Raw genomic sequence first — 18,650 nt, forward strand, 5'->3', positions numbered from 1 at the left:
GGTAGACTCCTTTTTGGGTGTTGCAACATCTTTTTTTGAAGAAAAGCCCCCTGGCCCCACTCCCCGAGGACGCGCCCCATGCCGGTACGAGACGAACTTCTGATTACAAAGGATATACACCCAGGCCAGGAACTCCTTCTCTCCATCCTGCTCACCCGGGAACTGGTGTCCAGGTGGTCCGACGAGCGCCTTTTCAAGCCCGCCGGCATCACCGACCAGCAGTTCAACGTGATGCGGATCCTCAAGGGCGGGCCCCCGGAGGGCTCCCTGATCCGGGAGATCCGGCGGCGCATCCTCACCTGCCGTGCCGATGTGCCGCGGCTGGTGGACCGCATGGTGCGCGGCGGGCTGGTCACCCGCCGGGAGGACCCGGCGGACCGGCGGGGATGCCGGGTGAGCCTCACGCCCCGGGGGGCGGAACTGGAGGCGCGGCTGGCCCCGGTGCACGACGCGCTGTGCCGGGAGGTGGAGGAGCTGCTTTCCCGGGAGGACCGCGAGGCGCTGCAGGGCCTCCTGGACGCCTTCCGGGCCGGGATCCAGCGGAAGCTGCGGCAGGCCTGAATCCATTTCCGCCGGGCCGGCGTATCCATCCGTGAAGCGGTGGATCCGCCCGGAGGCGCACATGGACGATGGCATGGGCAGGGACCCGTTCCTGAAATGGGCGGGCGCGGCGGGCCTTGGGTTCGCCACGGGGCCGCGCTCCGGTGAAGGCGATTGATTCCTGCAGATATGTAACATATAGTTCAGTGTTTCACTTCCGGACAGTCCATGCGTCCTCGAGGCCCCAGCGCGCGAAGGCAGGACCCACGGGACCGCATCGGCGGCTACCTGGGCGGATTCCGGGGCTATGCCTTCGCCTTCCTGGCCACGGCGGGCACCCTGGGCCTGAGGCTGGCCTGCGCCCCCGGATTCGGGCAGCGCCCCCTGATGGTCCTGTTCATGCTGCCCATCATCATCAGCGCCTTCCTGGGGGGCCTGGGCCCCGGCCTCCTGGCCACGGGTCTATCGGCCCTGTTCCTGGACCTGGCGCTCGTGCCCCCCCGGGGTTCCCTGGCCGTCTCCGGCCCCTTCGACCTGGTCCAGCTCTGCTTCCTGGTGGCCAGCGGCGTCCTCGTGAGCTTCCTCGCGGGCGCCCTCCTCCGATCCCGGGCCAAGGAGGCCGCCGCCGCCCACCGGCTCCAGGCCGCATTGGAGCAGGAACGGGCCTCCCACCACGCCCTGGGGATCAGCGAGAATTCCCGCCAGGTGCTCGACGCGCTGTACCGCGGGCTCATGGAGACCACCCCCGCGGGATGCTTCGTCACCGACGGCCACTGGCGGATCATCCTGGTGAACCAGGCCTACGTCCAGCGTTCCGGCTATTCCCGGGAGGAGCTCCTGGCCATGCGCGTCCCCGACCTGAGCGGGGAGGACTCCGACGAGGCCTACCGCCGGATGCCCGCCGAGGGGCAGGTGCGTTTCGAGACCCGGCACACCACCCGCTCCGGCGAGGTCTGGCCCGTGGAGATCGTCGCTTCCTACTCGCCCATGGAGGGCGGGCGCCTTTTCGTGTTCTGCCAGGACATCACCGAGCGGGTCCAGGCCCTGGACGCCATGCGGTCCATGGAGCACCTGAACACCGTGCGCAGTCGCATGGAGATGGCCCTGGTGGAGAGCGAGAAGCGCTTCCAGGACATCGCCAGCGCCTCCTCCGACTGGTTCTGGGAGGTGGACCGGGAGGGCCGCTACACCTACGCCTCGGAGAGCGTCGCCAAGGTCCTGGGCTTCCGGCCCGAGGAGATGGTCGGGCGGTCCATGCTGGACGGCTATCCCCCCGACGAGCGCCAGGGCATGGAGAACCGCCACCGGCGCCTGTTCGCGGAGGCCCAGGCCTTCCGCAACATCCCCGCCACCCAGGTGCGCAAGGACGGCGGCATCGTCCACGTGCTCACGTCGGGCACCCCGCTCCTGGACGGCGAGGGGGCCCTCAAGGGGTTCCGGGGCCTGGACCTGGACGTTACCGACGTCCGGTTCGCGGAGGAACAGCAGCGCAAGCTCGAGGGCGAACTGGTCCAGGCGCAGAAGCTCGAATCCATCGGCCGGCTCGCGGGGGGCGTGGCCCACGACTTCAACAACATGCTGGGCGTCATCCTGGGCCAGGCGGAAGTGGCCATGATGCTCCCCGGCTCCAAGCCCTTCCAGCCCTTCCTGGGGGAGATCATCAAGGCCGCGCGGCGCTCGGGGGACCTCACCCGCCAGCTGCTGGCCTTCGCCCGCAAGCAGGTCATCGCCCCCCGGGTGCTGGACCTGAACGAGACCATCCAGGGCATGCTGAAGATGCTGGGGAGGCTCATCGGCGAGGACATCACCCTGGCCTGGGTGCGCAAGGAAGGCCTGTGGCCGATCCGCATGGATCCCTCCCAGATCGACCAGATCCTGGCCAATCTCGCCGTCAACGCCCGGGACGCCATCCTGGGGGTGGGCCGGATCACCATCGGCCTGGAGAACGTCACCGTCGACGGGTCCTTCCTGCGCGACCATCCGGAGGCGGTGGCCGGCGACTTCGTGGCGCTCTCGGTGGCCGATTCGGGCTGCGGGATGGACCCGGAGGTCCTCTCCCACATCTTCGAACCCTTCTTCACCACCAAGGCCATGGGCAAGGGCACGGGCCTGGGCCTGGCCACGGTGTTCGGCATCGTCAAGCAGAACGACGGCTTCATCCTGGTGGAAAGCCAGCCCGGGAAGGGCACCCGGTTCCGGATCTACCTGCCCCGCCATGCGGGTTCCCGGCCCGAGGCCGAGGGGGCCGCGCCCCCGGCCATCCCCACCGGCCACGGGGAGACGATCCTCCTGGTGGAGGACGAGGAGGCGGTCCTCGTGGCCACGCGGATGCTCCTGGAGCAGCTGGGCTACGTGGTGCTGTCCGCCCAGGGCGCCGCCAGGGCCCTGGAGATCGAGGGCAGCTTCGCGGGCACCCTGGACCTGCTCCTCACGGACGTGGTGATGCCCGAGATGAACGGCCGCGAGCTTTCCGAATGGATCCGCAACCGCAGGCCGGGCCTGCCCGTGCTGTTCATGAGCGGATACACCGCCGATATCCTGGACCCCCACGGCGTGCTGGAGGAGGGCGTGCACTTCATCCAGAAGCCGGCCACGGTCCTGGAGCTGGCCCGGGGCGTGGAAGGCGTCCTGGGGCCGCGTCCCAGGTTATGATGGGGGCCTGCGAGGTGGACAGCCCATGCGAAAAGCCGCAGCCATCATCTTCATCCTGGCCTCGGGCCTCGTCATCGGCTGGTGCGCCGGACAGGGCTCGGCGAGGGGACCCGCCGCGCCGCGGCCGGTGACCCCCCGGGGCGCCCTGCCGGCGGCGGAACAGAGCGTCGTGGACCGGTTCAGGGAGGCCCGCGGTTCCGTGGTCTACCTCACGTCCATGGCCTACCAGCAGGACCTCTTCTCCCTGGACGTGCAGGCCGTGCCCACCGGCACCGGCTCCGGCTTCATATGGGACGCCTCCGGCCACATCGTCACCAACTACCACGTCATCCAGGACGCCCAGGAGGTGGAGGCGGCCCTGGCCGACGGCAGCCGCCACAAGGCCAAGGTCATTGGCGTCGCTCCGGAGAAGGACCTCGCGGTCCTGCTGCTCCAGGACGGCGCCTCGGCCAAGCTCAGGCCCCTGCCGCTGGGAACCTCCTCGGACCTGCAGGTGGGCCAGAGCGTCATGGCCATCGGGAACCCCTTCGGCCTGGACCAGACCCTCACCACCGGGGTGGTTTCCGCCCTGGGCCGGGAGATCCAGAGCGCCACGCGCCGGCGCATCACCGGGGTGATCCAGACCGACGCCGCCATCAACCCCGGCAATTCCGGCGGCCCGCTTCTGGACAGCGCGGGCCGGCTCATCGGCATCAACACGGCCATCCAGAGCACCTCGGGCAGTTCCGCGGGCATCGGGTTCGCGGTGCCGGTGGACACCATCAACCGGATCGTGCCCCAGCTCATCTCCAAGGGCCGCCCCGTGCGGGTGGACCTGGGCTTCGATCCCCTTCCCGAAGGGTGGGCGGCCTCCAACAACGTCCCCCCGGGGATCATCGTGGGCCGGGTGCGCCAGGGCGGATCGGCGGAACGGGCCGGGCTGCGCGGGCTGACCCGCCAGGGGCGGGGCTATGCCCTGGGGGACGTGATCCTGGGCGTGAACGGCTCCCCCGTGAAGGACATGGACCGCCTCCTGGACCTCGCCGAGGCGGAACCCGCCGGCGGGCGCCTCCAGCTGGAGGTGCTGAGGGACGGCAAGCGCATCCGCATGACGCTGAACCTGGAGCCGGGCAGGATCTGAGTGCCGGCGGGCCCCGCCGGGCATTGACGGAAAGACTCATTCGCCGCATATTTCGGGCAGCTTCGAAACCCGGAGAGGGTGGTGCCATGGCCGAACTGACGCGGGACGATGTCATCGAGCACGTGAAGAACAAGGTTTCGCTCGAGTTCGCGAACCTTTCCGGCCTGGATCTGCGGGGGATCGACTTCCGCAGGACGAACCTGAGCGGGGCGGACCTGACCTCCTGCCGGCTCCAGGGCTCCCATTTCCTGGAGACCAACCTCACCCGGGCGATCCTCTACGAAGCCGACCTCTCCGGCACGAACCTTTCCGGTTCGGACCTCTCCCGGGCCAATCTCCAGAAGGCGATCCTGGTGGAGGCCAACATGACCAACGCGAAGATGGTGGAGGCCAGCCTGCGCCAGGCGGATCTCTCCCAGGCGGACTTCACCCAGTCCGACCTGGCCAAGGCCGATCTCCATTTCGCCAAGTGCAGCGGCACGGATTTCCGCCGGGCGGTGCTGTCCGACGCCAACTTCGGCCGGGCCTTCCTTCGGGGGGCCATGTTCCGGGGCGCCAACATCATGGGCGCCACCTTCGAGGGCGCCCTCGGGGTGGATCCCGCGGTGCTCCAGGGGGACATCGCCGGGGGCATCGAGCTGGACGAGCCGGAATCCGGAAGGTCGCTGCTGGACGTCTTCAGGGTCACCACCACCGTGGACTACAACGCCCTCCGCCCCATGGGCGATTCCACGAAGGGCGCCCCGGCGCGCAAGACCAAGTACCATCCCCCCCTTCGGGGCATCGCCTCGGTCATCTACACCACCGGCGGCTGGATCCGGGGCACCTTCCACGTGCCCACCATGCACGGGTTCCTGGAGTACCTGAACCTTTCCGGCGACATGCTGAAGCTCACCGGCGTCATCCTGCCCTACCTTGAGATGGAGCTGCGCTTTTTCGCCCTGCGGAGGGGCAAGGCCCTGCTGGTGATGCCCGACTGCGACCTGGCGCTGCTGCAGCTGCCGGAACCCACGGCCCAGTACCACGTCCACCGGGTCTCGTTCCTCCTGGAAGGGGGCACCGTCACCGGGAGCCTCGCCATCGAGGAGGACATCCGCGTATCGGACTACCTGGCCAACCATGACGGGTTCCTGGTGCTGCGCAACTGCCGCTTCGGCGCCCACGACGCGCCGGTGGAGGAGGAGAGCCACTTCCCGCTGCTGCTGGTGAACAGCGCCACGGTGGTGGGGGCCTCGGACGAGAGGCTCAGGGACGGGTAGCGGCGCGCCCCTACCCCCGGGTGATCACCAGCAGCACGACCGTGACCAGCACCGTCCCCACCACCACCAGGTAGGTTCCGCTGAGCGCGATCCCCCGGAGATGCCGCTTCCAGGCCTTCCCGCCGTGCACGCGCTTCAGGGCGAGGCAAAGGTGCACGGGCAGGGCGAGGAACAGGAGTCCCCCGGCCACGCGCACCAGCCCCCAGGGCGCCTTGGCCAGGATTTCCTGGACGATGAAGACGCTGAATGCGTAGGCGTGGAAGTGGAGGGAGAAGATGACGTGCTCCACGAAGTAGGTTCCGCTCCCGGCGTGGAAGAGGAGCAGGAGCGCGGCGAAGGCGGGCAGCAGCAGGAACATGACCCTGGAGATCCACAGGAGGAGCACGGCCTTGAAGGCCTCGGGGTTCTCCTTGGCCTTGAGGATGCCCCGCTTGATCCGGCCCGGCTTCTTCGCGGGCGCGGCTTCGGGGAGCGGGGCCTCGTCGTCCACCTGGACGATCACGTTGGCGCGCCCCTTCCCCGGGGCGCGGGTGGAGGTGCCCGCAGAACCCAGCAGCATGAACAGGAGGATGCTCACGAACACGTAGAGCCGGAAGGGCGGCAGGAACCGCGCCCGGTGCCCGGCGAAGTAGGCGAGGGTGAGCTCCCCGGGCCGCAGGAAGAGAAGGCGCAGCGTCGCCACCAGCCTCGAATCCAGGTTGAAGAACTCCAGGACCGCCTCCTTCAGGACGTGCCCGAGGCGCAGGTCCCGGTCCTGGCGGTGCTGGCCGCACTGGGAGCAGAAGGGGCCGTGGAGCGGCGTGCCGCAATCGAGGCAGGATCCGGTGGAGGTCATGGGGCTCACTGAGGTCGTGGAAATTCAACCATAGCATCCGCCAGGACGGTCCATCCCCCCGGGTCCCTACTTCCCATCCTTTCGCAGGACGATGGGCATCGGCGGGCGGTCCCCCGGTCCCAGCCTGCCCTCCCACCGCCTGAAGCCCCGCAGGGTCACCACCAGCACCGCGGGCCGGTCGGGCACGGGGACTCCGGAGCAGGGCGTCGTGCCCACGGGGCGCCCGTCCAGGGTCACGGCGGCTCCGGAGGGCGTGCTGTGGATGTCGGCCCAGGCGGTGGCGGGCTGGAGCACCAGGTCCAGGGGGCCCTGGCCCGGGCTGATTTCCTGGACGACGGTGTCGTAGCCGTTCAGGCTGACTTCCAGGAGATGCCTGCCGAAGGTGACCGAACCCCGGAAGGGCGTCTGGCCCACGGGCTTGCCGTCCAGCACGACCTGGGCCTGGGGCGGCGTGGTCTGCACCTTGATGGTCCGGGGGTACAGGAAGAAGAGGGCCACGGCGGCCGCGGCGGCCACGAGCCACAGCACCGCGCCGCCGCGGCGGGTGGGGGCGGGGGTGAGGATCGGCGTCCAGCCCTTGGGGTGAGACGTGGCGGCACGGCCCGCCAGGGGAATGCCATGGGGGGGCGAGGACCGGGGCGCGCCGGATGAAGGGCCGGACTCCCCCTTGAAGAGGCCCGGGGGGGGGCCCGTGAGGGGGGCCACCGGCTTGGGGGGGGCCGGGACGGAGCGGGACCTGGGTGGCCCCGTGGCCGCCGGGACGGGCAGGGCGAAGGCCTCGGTCTCCTCGGGCTTTTGCAGCCGGGGCGAGGAGGGGTGGGAGGCGGCGGCCCCGCCCTCGGCGCCGAGGCCCTTGGTCACGAGCTTGTCCTTCAGGCCCAGGGCCTCCGCCAGGGCCGTCAGGAAGGCCAGGATGGATTCGTAGCGCCGGGTGGGGTCCTTGTGGAGGGCCTTGATGAAGACCCTGGCCAGCGGCGCGGGGGTGCGGGGGGGAATGGCGGGGGCGTCGTGGGCGATGGCGCTCAGCACGGAGGACAGGGTCTCCCCGGGGAAGGGGAGGGTGCCCAGGACCATCTGGAAGGCCATGACGGTGAAGGCCCACCGGTCCGTGGCGGGCGTGGCGCGGTCGCCCCCGAGGAGCTCCGGCGCCGTGTGGGTGGGGGTGCCCATCATGGTCCCGGTGTGGGTGAGACTGCTGTCGTCGTCCCGGGCGAGACCGAAGTCCGTGAGCTTGAGCTGGGAATCCCGGCTCACCAGGATGTTCTCGGGCTTGATGTCCCGGTGGACGACCCCGGCGCGCTCCGCCGCCACCAGGGCCTGGCCCAGCTGGGTGAGCCAGTCAAGGGCGGTCTCGGGGTCCAGGACCTCCTGGGAAAGGATCCTGGAGAGCGAGCTCCCGTCCACGAACTCCATGGTGAGGAAGGGGCCCGCCTCGGGATCGTCTCCCACATCGAAGACGGTGATGATGTTGGGATGGTTGAGCTGGGCGCTGATCTCGGACTCCCGCTGGAACCGCGCGATCATGGTCTCGGAATCCGAACGGGTCTTCTGCACGATCTTCACGGCCACCCGCCGCTTCAGGAGCGGGTCCTGGGCCAGGTACACGACCCCCATGGCCCCGGCGCCCAGCCGTTGCAGGACCGTGTACCGACCGATGGCCGCGGGGTCTACGAAGTCCATGTCCCCTCCTGGACGCACCGCACCATGACGATGGTCCGGTCGTCGGTGGCCGGCGCGCCCCGGGTGTGCTCCTGGAGGGCGGCGACCAGGCCCGCGTTGAGGTCGGGCAGGGGCAGGGGGCCCAGATCCCGCAGGGTCCGGCACACCCTGGCCAGGTCGAATTCCACCCCCTCCGGATCGGCGGCCTCGGTGATGCCGTCCGTGTACAGGAAGAGCAGGTCCCCCGGTCCGAGCCGGACCGTGCCCTGGCCGTACTCCCGGCCCGGGAACATCGCCAGGGGGAAGCCCTGGGAGGGGAGCTCCTCCACGGTCCCGTCCGCCTTCAGCAGGGGGATGGGATTGTGCCCGGCGTTGGTGAAGGTCAGGGTCCGGGCCGCGGGATCCAGGAGCGCCAGGAAGGCGGTGATGAAGCGATTGGTGGTGGTGCGCTTGCTGAGGGCCAGGCTGATCTTGGCGGCGAGGATCGCGGGGCTCTCGGCGCCCTCGGTCCAGGCCTGCATGAGGGCCTGGAACGTGGCCATGAGGAGGCCGGGCCCGATGCCCTTGCCGGAGACGTCCGCGATGGCCAGCCAGGTCCTGCCTCCGGGCCCGGGCCAGAACCCGTAGAGGTCCCCCGAGACGTTCCAGCAGGCCACGTTGATCCCGAAGAGCTCGAAGCCCTCCAGGGCCGGGCACCGGTCGGGAAGCAGCCGCTCCTGGATCCTCCGGGCCACCTCCAGCTCCTTCTCCATGGTCCGCTTGACGACCAGCTCCTCCAGGAGGCGGGTGGTGCGGATCTTGGCGGCGGCCATGTGGCTCACCACCGCCACCAGCCGGAGGTCCTCCTCCGTGAAGGCCCCGCGCATGGGTCCGGCGTCCATGTAGATGATGCCCACCACCTCGCCGCCGTGCTCCAGGGGCACGGTCATGATAGAGGTCACGCCGCTGGTCACGATGGACTGGGCCTGGGCCAGCCGGGAATCCAGCAGGGGGTTGTTGATGAGCAGGGCCTCCCTGCGCTCCACGGCGGCCTCGAGCATCGTCCTGGACAGCTCCACCTGGAAGTCCTGGCCCCTGGAGCGGGAACGCGCCGCCACCTGGGCCATGGCCCCCTTGGCGTCCCGCAGGAGCACCGCGCCCCGCCCGGGCTTCAGGAACGTGAAGAGCCGCTCCAGCAGGTCCCACAGCATCATCTCGGTGGTGACGTCGCCCAGCATGTCCAGGCTGAGGGCGTGGACGAGGTCCAGGGCCTCCTTCCACCGCTGGGCGGACGCGGTGTCCCGGGTCCCCGGGGAGGAGGAACGCAGCCGGTCCACCTCCATGAGGAAGGAGACGCTGGAGTCCGGGTCCTGCGGGGCGTCCGGGCCCTCTTCCAGGCGGATGCTGAGCCTCCCGAAGACGATCTCGTCCCCCCCCTTCACCCGCCGGGGTTCCAGGAGGCGGTCGCCGTTCACCAGGGTGCCGTTGCGGGAGCCCAGGTCCTCCAGCATGGCCGTCCCTTCCCGCCAGGTGAGCCGGGCGTGGTTCCGGGACAGGCTGGAATCCTCCAGGACCAGGTCGTTGCCGGGATCCCGGCCGATGGTGAGCGCCGCGCGTTCCCGCCCGAGTTTTACGGGGGCCCGGTCGGGTAGGCGGATCCAGAGTTCGGCCATGGAATTGCCTTTGGTGTGGCCATCTTTGTCGGATTTCTTGACTTGTCAACTATGAAATATAAGCGGCTGGTTTCCGGAGGGGTTGGCCCTTGGAAGCCGGGCCGGGGAACTCCCCCAGCATGAGGGGCACCGCGATCTTCAGCATGAGGGTGAAGACCAGGAAGCCCATGGCGAAGATCCCCGCAGCCACCAGCAGCTCCGTCAGGGAGGGGCGGTAGACGTAGATGTCGCCCAGCACGTCCGGCGTCAGGCCCGGGATGATCAGGGCCATGCCCTTCTCGATGTAGACCGACGCGTAGATGAGCACGCACCCGATGTTGAGGGTCACCCAGTTGGTGCGGGTCCTGGGAACGAGGAAGAGGAGGAAGGCGACGGCCCCCGTGAGGATGGAGGCCCAGGCGAAGGGCACGAGGCCGGTGTGGCCCTTGAGGCCGAAGAAGAGGTACCGGATGAACACCAGGTGCTCGGTGTTGGAGTAGAACTCCTTGAACACCTCGGCGGCCGTGAGCAGGAGGTTGAAGCCCATGGTGTAGGCCATGAGCTCGGCCACCTTGAAGATGGCCTCGTCCTGGACCTTCAGCCGCGTGGTCCTCCGGAGGATCTGGAGGAGGATGAGCAGGATGGCCGGGCCCGAGCAGAACGCGGACGCCAGGAAGCGGGGCGCGAGGATGGCGGAATTCCAGAAGGGACGCGCAGCGAGGCCGTTGTACAGGAAGGCGGTGACCGTGTGGATGCTCACGGCCATGGGGATCGAGCTCAGCACCAGGGGGATGACGATGGACCTGTTGTAGGCCTTCCCGGTGTAGCTGCAGTAGAGGAGATAGGTCACCACCGTCCAGTTGAGGAGCAGGTAGCCGTTGAGGGCCAGCACGTCCCAGGCCAGGAGGGAGCTGGGCAGGTTGAGGCGCCCCACGAAGGGGATGATGTGCCAGAACCGGTCCACCCTGCCGATGTCCACCAGGACGAAGCCCAGGCACATGACCAGGGCGCTCACCGCCAGGAGTTCGCCCAGGAGGGTTATCTCCTTGATGGGGCCCCAGTGGTAGACGTAGGCGGGGATCACCAGCATGATGGCCGCGGCCGCGACGCCCACCAGGAAGGTGAAATTGCCGATGTAGAAGCCCCACGACACCTGGTCGCGCATGTGGGTGACGATGAGCCCCTCGCGCACCTGGGCCGCGTAGGCGAATCCCCCCAGGGCCATGAGCAGCAGGAGGAAGGCGATCCAGCCGTAGTAGTAGCGGTCTCCCCTGACGAGGAGCGCGAGGCTGTCGCGCGTGAAATGACCGAAGGTCCGCAGCGTCTCCATGGCCTCACACCCCGTAGAAGTAGAAGAACCGCGGTTGGGTATTGAGCTCGCCCTTGAAGAGGAAGACCCGCTTGTTCTCGAGGATGTAGCGGATCTCGCTCTTCGGGTCGGCCAGGTTGCCGAACTTCCGGGAGCCGGTGGGGCAGATCTCCACGCAGGCCGGGTAGAGCCCCTTCCGGGTTCGCTGGATGCAGAAGGTGCACTTCTCCACCACGCCCTTGGGCCGCGGGCGGTTGCCCAGGTAGTGGGTAACGGGATTGAGGTCGGCGGAGGGGATTCCGGGTTCGGCCCAGTTGAAGTGCCGGGCCCCGTAGGGGCAGGCCGCCATGCAGTAGCGGCACCCGATGCACCAGTTGTAGTCCACCACCACGATCCCGTCCTTCTCCTTCCAGGTGGCGCCCACGGGGCACACCTTCACGCAGGGAGGGTTCCTGCACTGCTGGCACTGGACGGGCATGTAGAAGTGGCCCTCCCTGGGCACCTCGGCCGGATCGTAGTAGGCGTCGGCGGCCTCCAGGTCGACGCCCTTCTCCTTTTCCATCTCCAGGACCCGGATCCACTGGATCTCCGGATCCCGGGACGGGTTGTTCTCCTTCACGCAGGCGTGGACGCAGCGGCGGCACCCCACGCACCGGGACAGGTCCAGGGCGTACCCGAAGACGACCCCCTGCATCGCCGGTTCGGCGCCGATGCGGATCCTCCTCCCGTACTTGCGCTGGGCCTCGCCTTCCAGGCGCCGGATGATCCGGTCCAGGTCGTCCCTGGAGAGTTCCCGGAAATTGCGCTGGAGGAAGGCCTCCATGCCCTCCTTCCCGCAGCCCGTGGCCAGGGCGCCGGCCGCGGCGGCCAGGGCCCCGCCCAGGAACGCGCGCCGGGAGTTCCTGCGGGTCATGCGGAGGTGCCGGCTGGAATCGTCGCTCATGGTGTGCTCCGGCTCGATGGGTTCATTTGCGGGCCCTGATCCGGTCCGGCGGCACCGGCGGCGGCAGGGGCTTGAGGGGCCGGAAGCGCGGCGAATGGGGGTTGTGGCAATGCACGCACAGGAAGTACTGCTTCGGCCCGTTCCAGCTCCCGGTGCGCTTGCCGTGCACCCCCACGCGCCAGTCCCGGAGCTTGTCGCCGTGGCACTGCCCGCAGAGGAGGTACGAGGCGGTGAATTCCACCTTCTCGCCGCCCACCAGGTGGAGGCGGTCCCGGTTCAGGAGATCGTGGCAATCCAGGCACCACCGGCTTTCGGGCCCGTGGTGGAGCTCGATGTCCGCATGCATGCCCTCCAGGGGCCGGCGCCGGGGGTTGGGCGGCATCGTCTTGGGGTCATGGCAGGAGGAACAGGGGAAGATGCCGTCCGTGAAGGGCGGGGGCGGGGCCTGGATGTCCATGGGGTCCACCCCCGGCGGGGCCGGGGGCGTGGCCAGGGCGAGGCGGCCCAGGGCCAGGAGTCCAGGCAGGAGCGTCCGCAGGAGGCGCGGGGTGGATGGGGCCATTTCAACTCCTCGGCCCGGTTCCGGGCAGGAAGTCTGGGGTGGGATTGGGTGGGTGCACTATCCCACGGGCGCCGCGGTTGTCAATTGCGGAATATCGGATCCTTTTTCCCGAGTGGGGGGCCCGCACTGTTTAAATATCCGATTCGATGGTAGTTTGTGCCCACTCTTCCCAATCCGGTCCGGAGGCTCGCGATGGCAGCCAGTTCCCTGAGGTCCTATTTCCAGTCCCTGGCGGGCAAGGTCTTCGGCACCGCCATGATCCCCGTGGCCTGCTTCCTGGTCCTCATCGCGGCCTACATGCTGCCTACGGTGCACGCCCTCCTCCTGGGCGCCAAGAAGGAAGGGCTGCGGAATGTGGTGGAGAGCGCCCAGGCGCAGGTGGCGGGTCTCGCCGCGGAGGCCAAGGCGGGGCGCATGACCCAGGAGGAGGCCCAGAGGCGGGCCAAGGAACTCGTGAACGCCATCCGGTTCGCCGACAAGAACTACGTGTTCATCCACGGGCCCGGCCACACGATCCTGGTGCTGCCCCTGGCCAAGCAGTTGGAGAACAAGCCCTCCAGCGAACTTCCCCCCGCCACCCTGGCCATCGTCAAGGCCCTGCGGGAGGCTTCCAGCGTGCCCGAGGGCGGATTCTACGACTATCCCTACGGCAAGCCCGGCAAGGAGGGCCTCTTCCCGAAATCGGCCTTCGCCAAGCGCGTGCCGGACTGGGACTGGGTGGTGGGGGCCGGCATCTACGTGGACGACATCAACGCGGAGATGTGGCGGATCTCCTTCGCGCTCCTGGGGGGCGCCCTGGCGGTGGCCGCCATCGTGGCCTACATCTCCCGCAACCGCTCCCGGGCCATGGTCAGGCCCCTCCTGCAGCTGGTCCAGGGCCTGCGGGAAAGCGACCTGCCCAAGCGCATCGATGTGGCCGCGCGGGACGAGATCGGCGAGGCCGCGGAGGCCTTCAACGGCTACAACGGCAAGATGAGGGCCACGGTGCGGGACATCTCCAGCTACGCCGAGCGCGTGGCCTCCGGCAGCGCGGAGCTGGCCGCCACCTCCCAGGAGATGGCCCGGGCCGTCCACGACATCGCCAGGGTGAGCGAGGAGCTCAAGGGCGCCGGGGAACAGGTCTCCCAGGCCATGCGCAGCCTCAGCGGGAACGTGGAGACCATGCGGGAGCGCACGGCCCAGACCGGGGCCCAGTCCGACAAGGCCGTGGAGGACACGGCCCGGGGCGCCGAGGCGGGGCAGGGGGCCGCCCAGGGCATGGAGGAGATCCGGGAGGCCACGGGCCGGGTGGTCAAGGCCGTGCAGGTGATCCAGGACATCGCGCGCCAGACCAACCTGCTCAGCCTGAACGCCGCCATCGAGGCCGCCAAGGCCGGCAGCGCGGGCAAGGGCTTCGCGGTGGTGGCCGAGGAGGTGCGCAAGCTCGCCGAAAGGTCCCGCACCGCGGCCCTGGAGATCGCCGAGCTCAACCAGCGCACCCAGGACGCGGTGGCCGGCGGCGTGGAGGGGGTGAAGGTGAGCCTGGACAACCTGCGGACCATCGGCGAGCGCATCACCGGCATCGCCGCCAGCATCCAGGAGATCGGCTCCCTCAGCCGGGCCCAGGAGGAGACCAGCCGGGACGTGGCCCAGCGCATGGCCCACACCGCCCAGGGCCTCGCCCAGAACGCCTCGGCCACCCAGGAACTGTCCGCGACGGTATCGGAAATCACCAAGACCTCCGACGACCTGGCCGGGGTTGCCGAGGGCCTCCGGCACGTGGTGGACGGATTCAAGGTCTAGGAGCCTGTCCAAGTAATATCTAGGTCTTGCGGCGGATCCCCGCGTGGGCCTGGAGTTCCTCCTCGACCTTCTCCACGTCGGGGGAGTTGAAGATGACCAGGTTCCTCAGGTGGATGTAGCTTTCCAGGCCGTCGATGGTGGCGAACTCCATGCCGAAGCCCCGGGGATTGGTGGCGGCGACGGTGCCGGAGGTGCGGATCTCCACCTCCCCCTGGACCAGGGAGATGACCGCCTGGCAAGGCGTGCCCACCGCGAAGCGCTCGTCCGTGAGGACGAGCATGCCCTTCATGCTGAGGTCCTTGACCTGGGCGCCTTCGATGGGCCGGCCGTCCACGGTGAGCCGCACGTCGAAGGTGATGGGGACCCTTGTGAATTCGCGCTTTTCAGAATCGGGGGTCATGGCGGCGTCCTCGGTCCCTCTAGGATACCTTCGGAGCGGGTCCCAGGGTGGTTCCTTCGATGAGGGCCACGGGAACGATGGTCTGGTGAACCGTGTCCTTGCCGATGGCGGCCAGGGCCAGGGACACCGCCTGGTGGGCGATGGCCGGGATATCCTGGGCCACCGAGGCCAGTCCGGGGTGCAGTTCCACCAGTCCGTCGAAGCCCAGCACCGAAACCTGGCCGGGCACCTGGACCCCGAGATCGGCCAGGGCCCCCAGGGCCCCCACGGCGATCTCGTCCGTGGCGCAGAACACCCCGGTGGGGCGGTGCCCCTGGAGCCAGGCGTTCCGCATGAGGCGGTACCCGCCCAGGACGGAGCCCTCCCCCTTCACGGTCACCGACCGGATCCCCGGAAGGCTGGAGGCCGCCAGGACCGAGGTGAACCCGTTGGCGCGGTCGGAGGCCCATTGGACCTCGCAGCCCACGGTGAGGTGCAGCAGGTCCCGGTGGCCCAGGGACAGGAGGCTGTGGGCCGCCAGGCGTCCGCCGCCCTTGTCGTCCGGGGCCACGCAGGAGATCCCGGGATGGTGGCCGATGAGCACCGCGGGGACGCCCCGCTCCCGGAGCAGGTCCAGGCGCGCGTCCACCCCGTCGCTGTGGAAGACCAGCACCGCGTCGAAGCGGGTGCGCACGCCGCCGATGTCCTCGGGCAGTTCCACCACCTGGGTGGCCCGCACCTGCATCTCCCGCAGGAGGGCCCGCCAGATGAGGTTGAAGTAGGGGGAGAGCCGGTTCTCCCCGGCGCCCACCCAGATGCCCAGGGTGTGCTTGGTGCGCATGGAGAGCTCCCGGGCGACGGGGTCGGGCTCGTAGCCCAGGCGCTTCATCACGGCCAGGACGTTCTTGCGGGTGGTCTCGGCCACCGTGGACTTGCCGTTGATGACCCGGCTGACGGTGCCCTTGGACACGTTGGCCTGGCGGGCGATTTCGCCGATGGTGATCTTCATGGCCGCCCCAGCCGGAGGGCGGCGTCCGCGGCGCCGTAGAGGCTCACGTCGTAGTCCCGGACGATGTGGACCGGCGTGGCCCGGGTGATGTGGTCGATGTGCTCGCGGTAGTTGCGGTCGAAGGTGGACGTGAAGCGCCGTCCCTCCAGGAAGAGCGCGGCGTTCTTGGAGGCGATGCCCCCGGCCAGGAAGAGCCCTCCCGTGGGGATGAACACCGCGCTCAGTTCGGCGCAGACCCGGGCGTAGAGCTCCACGAACAGCTCCATGGCCCTGCGGCAGGCGGGGTCCCCGGCCTCCCCCGCGATGGCCCCGGGGCGCCGGGCCTCGGGCAGGGCGAGGATCGCCGCGGAGGCCGGGGTGGGGGCGAAGCGCCCGGATTCCAGCAGGAACCGGTGGAGGGTGGCGATGCCGGGGCCCGACACGGCGGTCTCGGCGCCGGGAGGCCCCGGGTACTTTCGGCCGAGGTGCTCCCACAGCTCCAGCGTCTCGGGTCCGGTGACGGGAAGGCCGATGTGCCCGCCTTCGCTGGGGTGCACCCGGGGGCTCCCGGGGCCGCGGGTGATGAAGCCCACCCCCAGGCCCGTGCCGGCGCCCACCACCAGCACCGTGCCCTCGGGGTCCGGCCGGGGTCCGGGGCCTTCGCCGTGGGGCAGGGCCAGGAGCTGTTCGCCGTCGTCGGGGTCCAGGAGCAGGACCCCCTGGGCCACGGCGGTGAAGTCGTTGACCAGGGCCACCGGGATGCCCAGCTGGGCCTCCAGGGCCGGGCCGTGGATGTCCAGGCCGGCGTTGGTGAGCCGGATCCGGCCCTCCCGCACCTGCCCGGCGCCGGAGACGCAGAAGGCCGTGGGCGGACCCAGGTCCGCGCAGTCCCGGAGGAACCGCGCCACCGGCGCCCCCAGGTCGGACTCCGACGCGGTGGCGAAGGGCGCCTTGCGCAGCATGCGGACCCGGCCTGGGGTTCCCGCCAGGAGCGCCAGGGTCAAATTGGTCCCCCCCACGTCCGCGGCGAGGACGATCCGTTCCGGGCTTCCCGTGGTCATGGCAGGCTCCTGAAATTCACAGCGCGAAATTTTTCTTGTTGACAACACTACCTTGATTAGCCAAACATTGCGTGACTTCTTTGTAACCGGTTTCAATCCCTGGGCGCCAGGGTGTTTTCACAATCCCTTAAGCAGACGGCCAATGGGCCCCCTTTTTCGCCTGCGTTTTGTAACCGGTTGCAGCCATTTCTTTCGACTAGAGTTGTTGAGCAAATCAGTAGGACACCTTCGGGCGAGCCCAAAAGGAATCGAATCATGACTTCGCAGTTCAAGGAAGACCAGGGCACCCGCCGGGCCGAATGGTGGCGGGGGGCCTCGATCTACCAGATCTACCCCCGGAGCTTCCAGGACACCAACGGGGACGGCGTGGGGGACCTGCCGGGAATCACCGCCCACCTGCCCTACATCGCCGACCTGGGCATCGAGGCCATCTGGATCTCCCCCTTCTTCACCTCGCCCATGCGGGATTTCGGCTATGACGTGTCGGACTACCGGAACGTGGATCCCATCTTCGGGAGCCTGGCCGACTTCGACGAGCTGGTGGAAAAGGCCCACAAGCTGGGCCTGAAGGTGCTCATCGACCAGGTGCTCTCCCATTCCTCTGACCAGCACCCCTGGTTCAAGGAGAGCCGCTCGAACCGCACCAACGCCCGCAGCGACTGGTACGTGTGGGCGGATCCCAGGCCGGACGGGACCCCGCCCTCCAACTGGCAGTCGGTGTTCGGGGGGGCCGCCTGGGCCTGGGAGCCCCGCCGGCGCCAGTACTACCTGCACAATTTCCTGGAATCCCAGCCCGACCTGAATTTCCACTGCCAGGCGGTGCAGGACCAGATGCTCGAGGAGTGCCGGTTCTGGCTGGAGCGCGGGGTGGACGGCTTCCGGTTCGACGCCTGCAACTTCCACTTCCACGATCCGGCCCTGCGCAACAATCCCCCGGCCCGGGGCAAGGCCCTGGAAGTCTCCTCCGTGCGCCCCGGCAACCCGTACGGCATGCAGGTGCACCGCTTCGACAAGACCCGGCCCGAGAACCTGCCCTTCCTGCGCCGGGTCCGGGCCCTGCTGGACGCCTACGGCGCCGTGAGCGTGGGCGAGGTGGGCGACGAGGATTCCCTGGCGACCATGGCCGAATACACCGGCGGCGGCGACAAGCTCCACATGGCCTACGGCATGCACCTCCTCACGGACGAGTTCAGCGTGGCGCGCATCCGCGGGGCGGTGGAGGCCTTCGAGAAGCGGGTGAAGGCCGGCAGCGGCTGGGCCTGCTGGTCCCTTTCCAACCACGACTGCGCGCGGGTGGTGAGCCGCTGGGGCAACGGCACCCAGGACCCGGCCTTCCCCAAGGTGCTCCTGGCCATGCTGGGCTCCCTGCGGGGGACCTTCTGCGTCTACCAGGGGGAGGAACTGGGCCTCACCGAGGCCGTGGTGCCCAAGAACCGCCTCACGGATCCCTACGGCATCGCCTTCTGGCCGGACTTCAAGGGCCGGGACGGGTGCCGCACCCCCATCCCCTGGACCCCCGAGGCCCCCTTCGGAGGCTTTTCCGGCGTGGACTCCTGGCTGCCCATGCCCGCCGAGCACCTGGCGCGGGCCGTGTCCGTGCAGGCCGGGACGCCGGGCTCCGTCCTGGACTTCTACCGCACCTTCCTGGCCTGGCGCCGCCTGCAGCCCGCCCTGCGCAAGGGTTCCATCACCTTCCTCCGGGCCGCCGATCCCCTCCTGGTCCTCCGGCGGGAGAGCCCGGAGCAGTCCATCCTCGCCGTCTTCAACCTCGGGCCCCTTCCGGCCGAGTACACCCTTCCGCCTCACATCGATCCGCTCCTTGGCCATGGCCTGGAACCCGCCCCCCTCAAGGGACGGCGACTCAGCCTGGCTCCCTGGGGCGGGTTCTTCGGGCAATCCCGCCCTTCAACCCAGCAGTAACCCCACCAAC

The 18,650-nt window shown here is 69.2% G+C and carries 15 protein-coding genes; 6 read left to right on the forward strand and 9 right to left on the reverse strand.

The window, feature by feature from the left end:
* Positions 1–78: 78 nt before the first annotated feature.
* The 4 genes from R2J76_RS05825 (at position 79) to R2J76_RS05840 (ending at position 5,571) form a co-directional block, all read left to right on the forward strand.
* A complete protein-coding gene (locus tag R2J76_RS05825) occupies positions 79–561 on the forward strand; it encodes a MarR family winged helix-turn-helix transcriptional regulator (RefSeq protein WP_316414868.1) in 483 nt (160 codons plus the stop codon).
* 207 nt (positions 562–768) lie between these two features.
* Positions 769–3,192, forward strand: coding sequence for a PAS domain S-box protein (locus R2J76_RS05830; RefSeq protein WP_316414869.1), 2,424 nt, complete (start codon positions 769–771; stop codon positions 3,190–3,192).
* Between the two features lie 25 nt (positions 3,193–3,217).
* Positions 3,218–4,312 (forward strand): S1C family serine protease, encoded by a 1,095-nt coding sequence (locus R2J76_RS05835; RefSeq protein ID WP_316414870.1) that lies wholly within the window; start codon positions 3,218–3,220, stop codon positions 4,310–4,312.
* A gap of 86 nt (positions 4,313–4,398) precedes the next feature.
* Positions 4,399–5,571 (forward strand): pentapeptide repeat-containing protein, encoded by a 1,173-nt coding sequence (locus R2J76_RS05840; protein WP_316414871.1) that lies wholly within the window; start codon positions 4,399–4,401, stop codon positions 5,569–5,571.
* 10 nt (positions 5,572–5,581) lie between these two features.
* Here the strand turns inward: R2J76_RS05840 and R2J76_RS05845 are convergent, their stop codons facing one another.
* The 6 genes from R2J76_RS05845 to R2J76_RS05870 all read right to left on the reverse strand — a co-directional run bounded on the left by R2J76_RS05845 (position 5,582) and on the right by R2J76_RS05870 (position 12,510).
* Positions 5,582–6,406, reverse strand: a complete 825-nt coding sequence (locus tag R2J76_RS05845; RefSeq protein ID WP_316414872.1) for a DUF3667 domain-containing protein — start codon at positions 6,404–6,406, stop codon at positions 5,582–5,584.
* Positions 6,407–6,472: 66 nt separating this feature from the next.
* A complete protein-coding gene (locus R2J76_RS05850; protein WP_316414873.1) occupies positions 6,473–8,086 on the reverse strand; it encodes a serine/threonine-protein kinase in 1,614 nt (537 codons plus the stop codon).
* Positions 8,074–9,717, reverse strand: a complete 1,644-nt coding sequence (locus R2J76_RS05855; protein WP_316414874.1) for a SpoIIE family protein phosphatase — start codon at positions 9,715–9,717, stop codon at positions 8,074–8,076. The genes R2J76_RS05850 and R2J76_RS05855 overlap by 13 nt, the downstream gene beginning before the upstream one ends.
* A gap of 49 nt (positions 9,718–9,766) precedes the next feature.
* Complete coding sequence (dsrP, locus tag R2J76_RS05860) at positions 9,767–11,026, reverse strand: sulfate reduction electron transfer complex DsrMKJOP subunit DsrP (RefSeq protein WP_316414875.1); 1,260 nt, start codon at positions 11,024–11,026, stop codon at positions 9,767–9,769.
* Between the two features lie 4 nt (positions 11,027–11,030).
* Positions 11,031–11,948 carry a 4Fe-4S dicluster domain-containing protein gene (locus R2J76_RS05865; RefSeq protein WP_316414876.1) on the reverse strand — a complete coding sequence of 306 codons (918 nt, stop codon included), beginning with the start codon at positions 11,946–11,948 and terminating at the stop codon, positions 11,031–11,033.
* A 22-nt stretch (positions 11,949–11,970) separates the two neighbouring features.
* The gene (locus R2J76_RS05870) at positions 11,971–12,510 is read right to left on the reverse strand and encodes a hypothetical protein (RefSeq protein WP_316414877.1); all 540 of its coding nucleotides are present in this window, start codon (positions 12,508–12,510) and stop codon (positions 11,971–11,973) included.
* 192 nt (positions 12,511–12,702) lie between these two features.
* Here R2J76_RS05870 and R2J76_RS05875 point away from each other — a divergent pair, with 192 nt between their 5' ends.
* Positions 12,703–14,292, forward strand: a complete 1,590-nt coding sequence (locus R2J76_RS05875) for a methyl-accepting chemotaxis protein (protein ID WP_316414878.1) — start codon at positions 12,703–12,705, stop codon at positions 14,290–14,292.
* A 19-nt stretch (positions 14,293–14,311) separates the two neighbouring features.
* On the opposite strand, the gene R2J76_RS05880 is transcribed toward R2J76_RS05875, so the two are convergent.
* The 3 genes from R2J76_RS05880 to R2J76_RS05890 are packed head-to-tail and all read right to left on the reverse strand — an operon-like array spanning position 14,312 to position 16,720.
* Positions 14,312–14,692 (reverse strand): PilZ domain-containing protein, encoded by a 381-nt coding sequence (locus tag R2J76_RS05880; RefSeq protein ID WP_316414879.1) that lies wholly within the window; start codon positions 14,690–14,692, stop codon positions 14,312–14,314.
* 19 nt (positions 14,693–14,711) lie between these two features.
* Positions 14,712–15,680, reverse strand: coding sequence for a LacI family DNA-binding transcriptional regulator (locus R2J76_RS05885; protein ID WP_316414880.1), 969 nt, complete (start codon positions 15,678–15,680; stop codon positions 14,712–14,714).
* Positions 15,677–16,720, reverse strand: a complete 1,044-nt coding sequence (locus tag R2J76_RS05890; RefSeq protein WP_316414881.1) for a glucokinase — start codon at positions 16,718–16,720, stop codon at positions 15,677–15,679. The genes R2J76_RS05885 and R2J76_RS05890 overlap by 4 nt, the downstream gene beginning before the upstream one ends.
* A 255-nt stretch (positions 16,721–16,975) precedes the next feature.
* On the opposite strand from R2J76_RS05890, the gene R2J76_RS05895 reads away from it, so the two are divergent.
* Positions 16,976–18,640 (forward strand): alpha-glucosidase, encoded by a 1,665-nt coding sequence (locus R2J76_RS05895; protein WP_316414882.1) that lies wholly within the window; start codon positions 16,976–16,978, stop codon positions 18,638–18,640.
* Positions 18,641–18,650: the final 10 nt, after the last annotated feature.

This window comes from Mesoterricola silvestris (genome assembly GCF_030295405.1).
In the GTDB taxonomy this organism is placed as follows: Bacteria; Acidobacteriota; Holophagae; order Holophagales; family Holophagaceae; genus Mesoterricola; species Mesoterricola silvestris.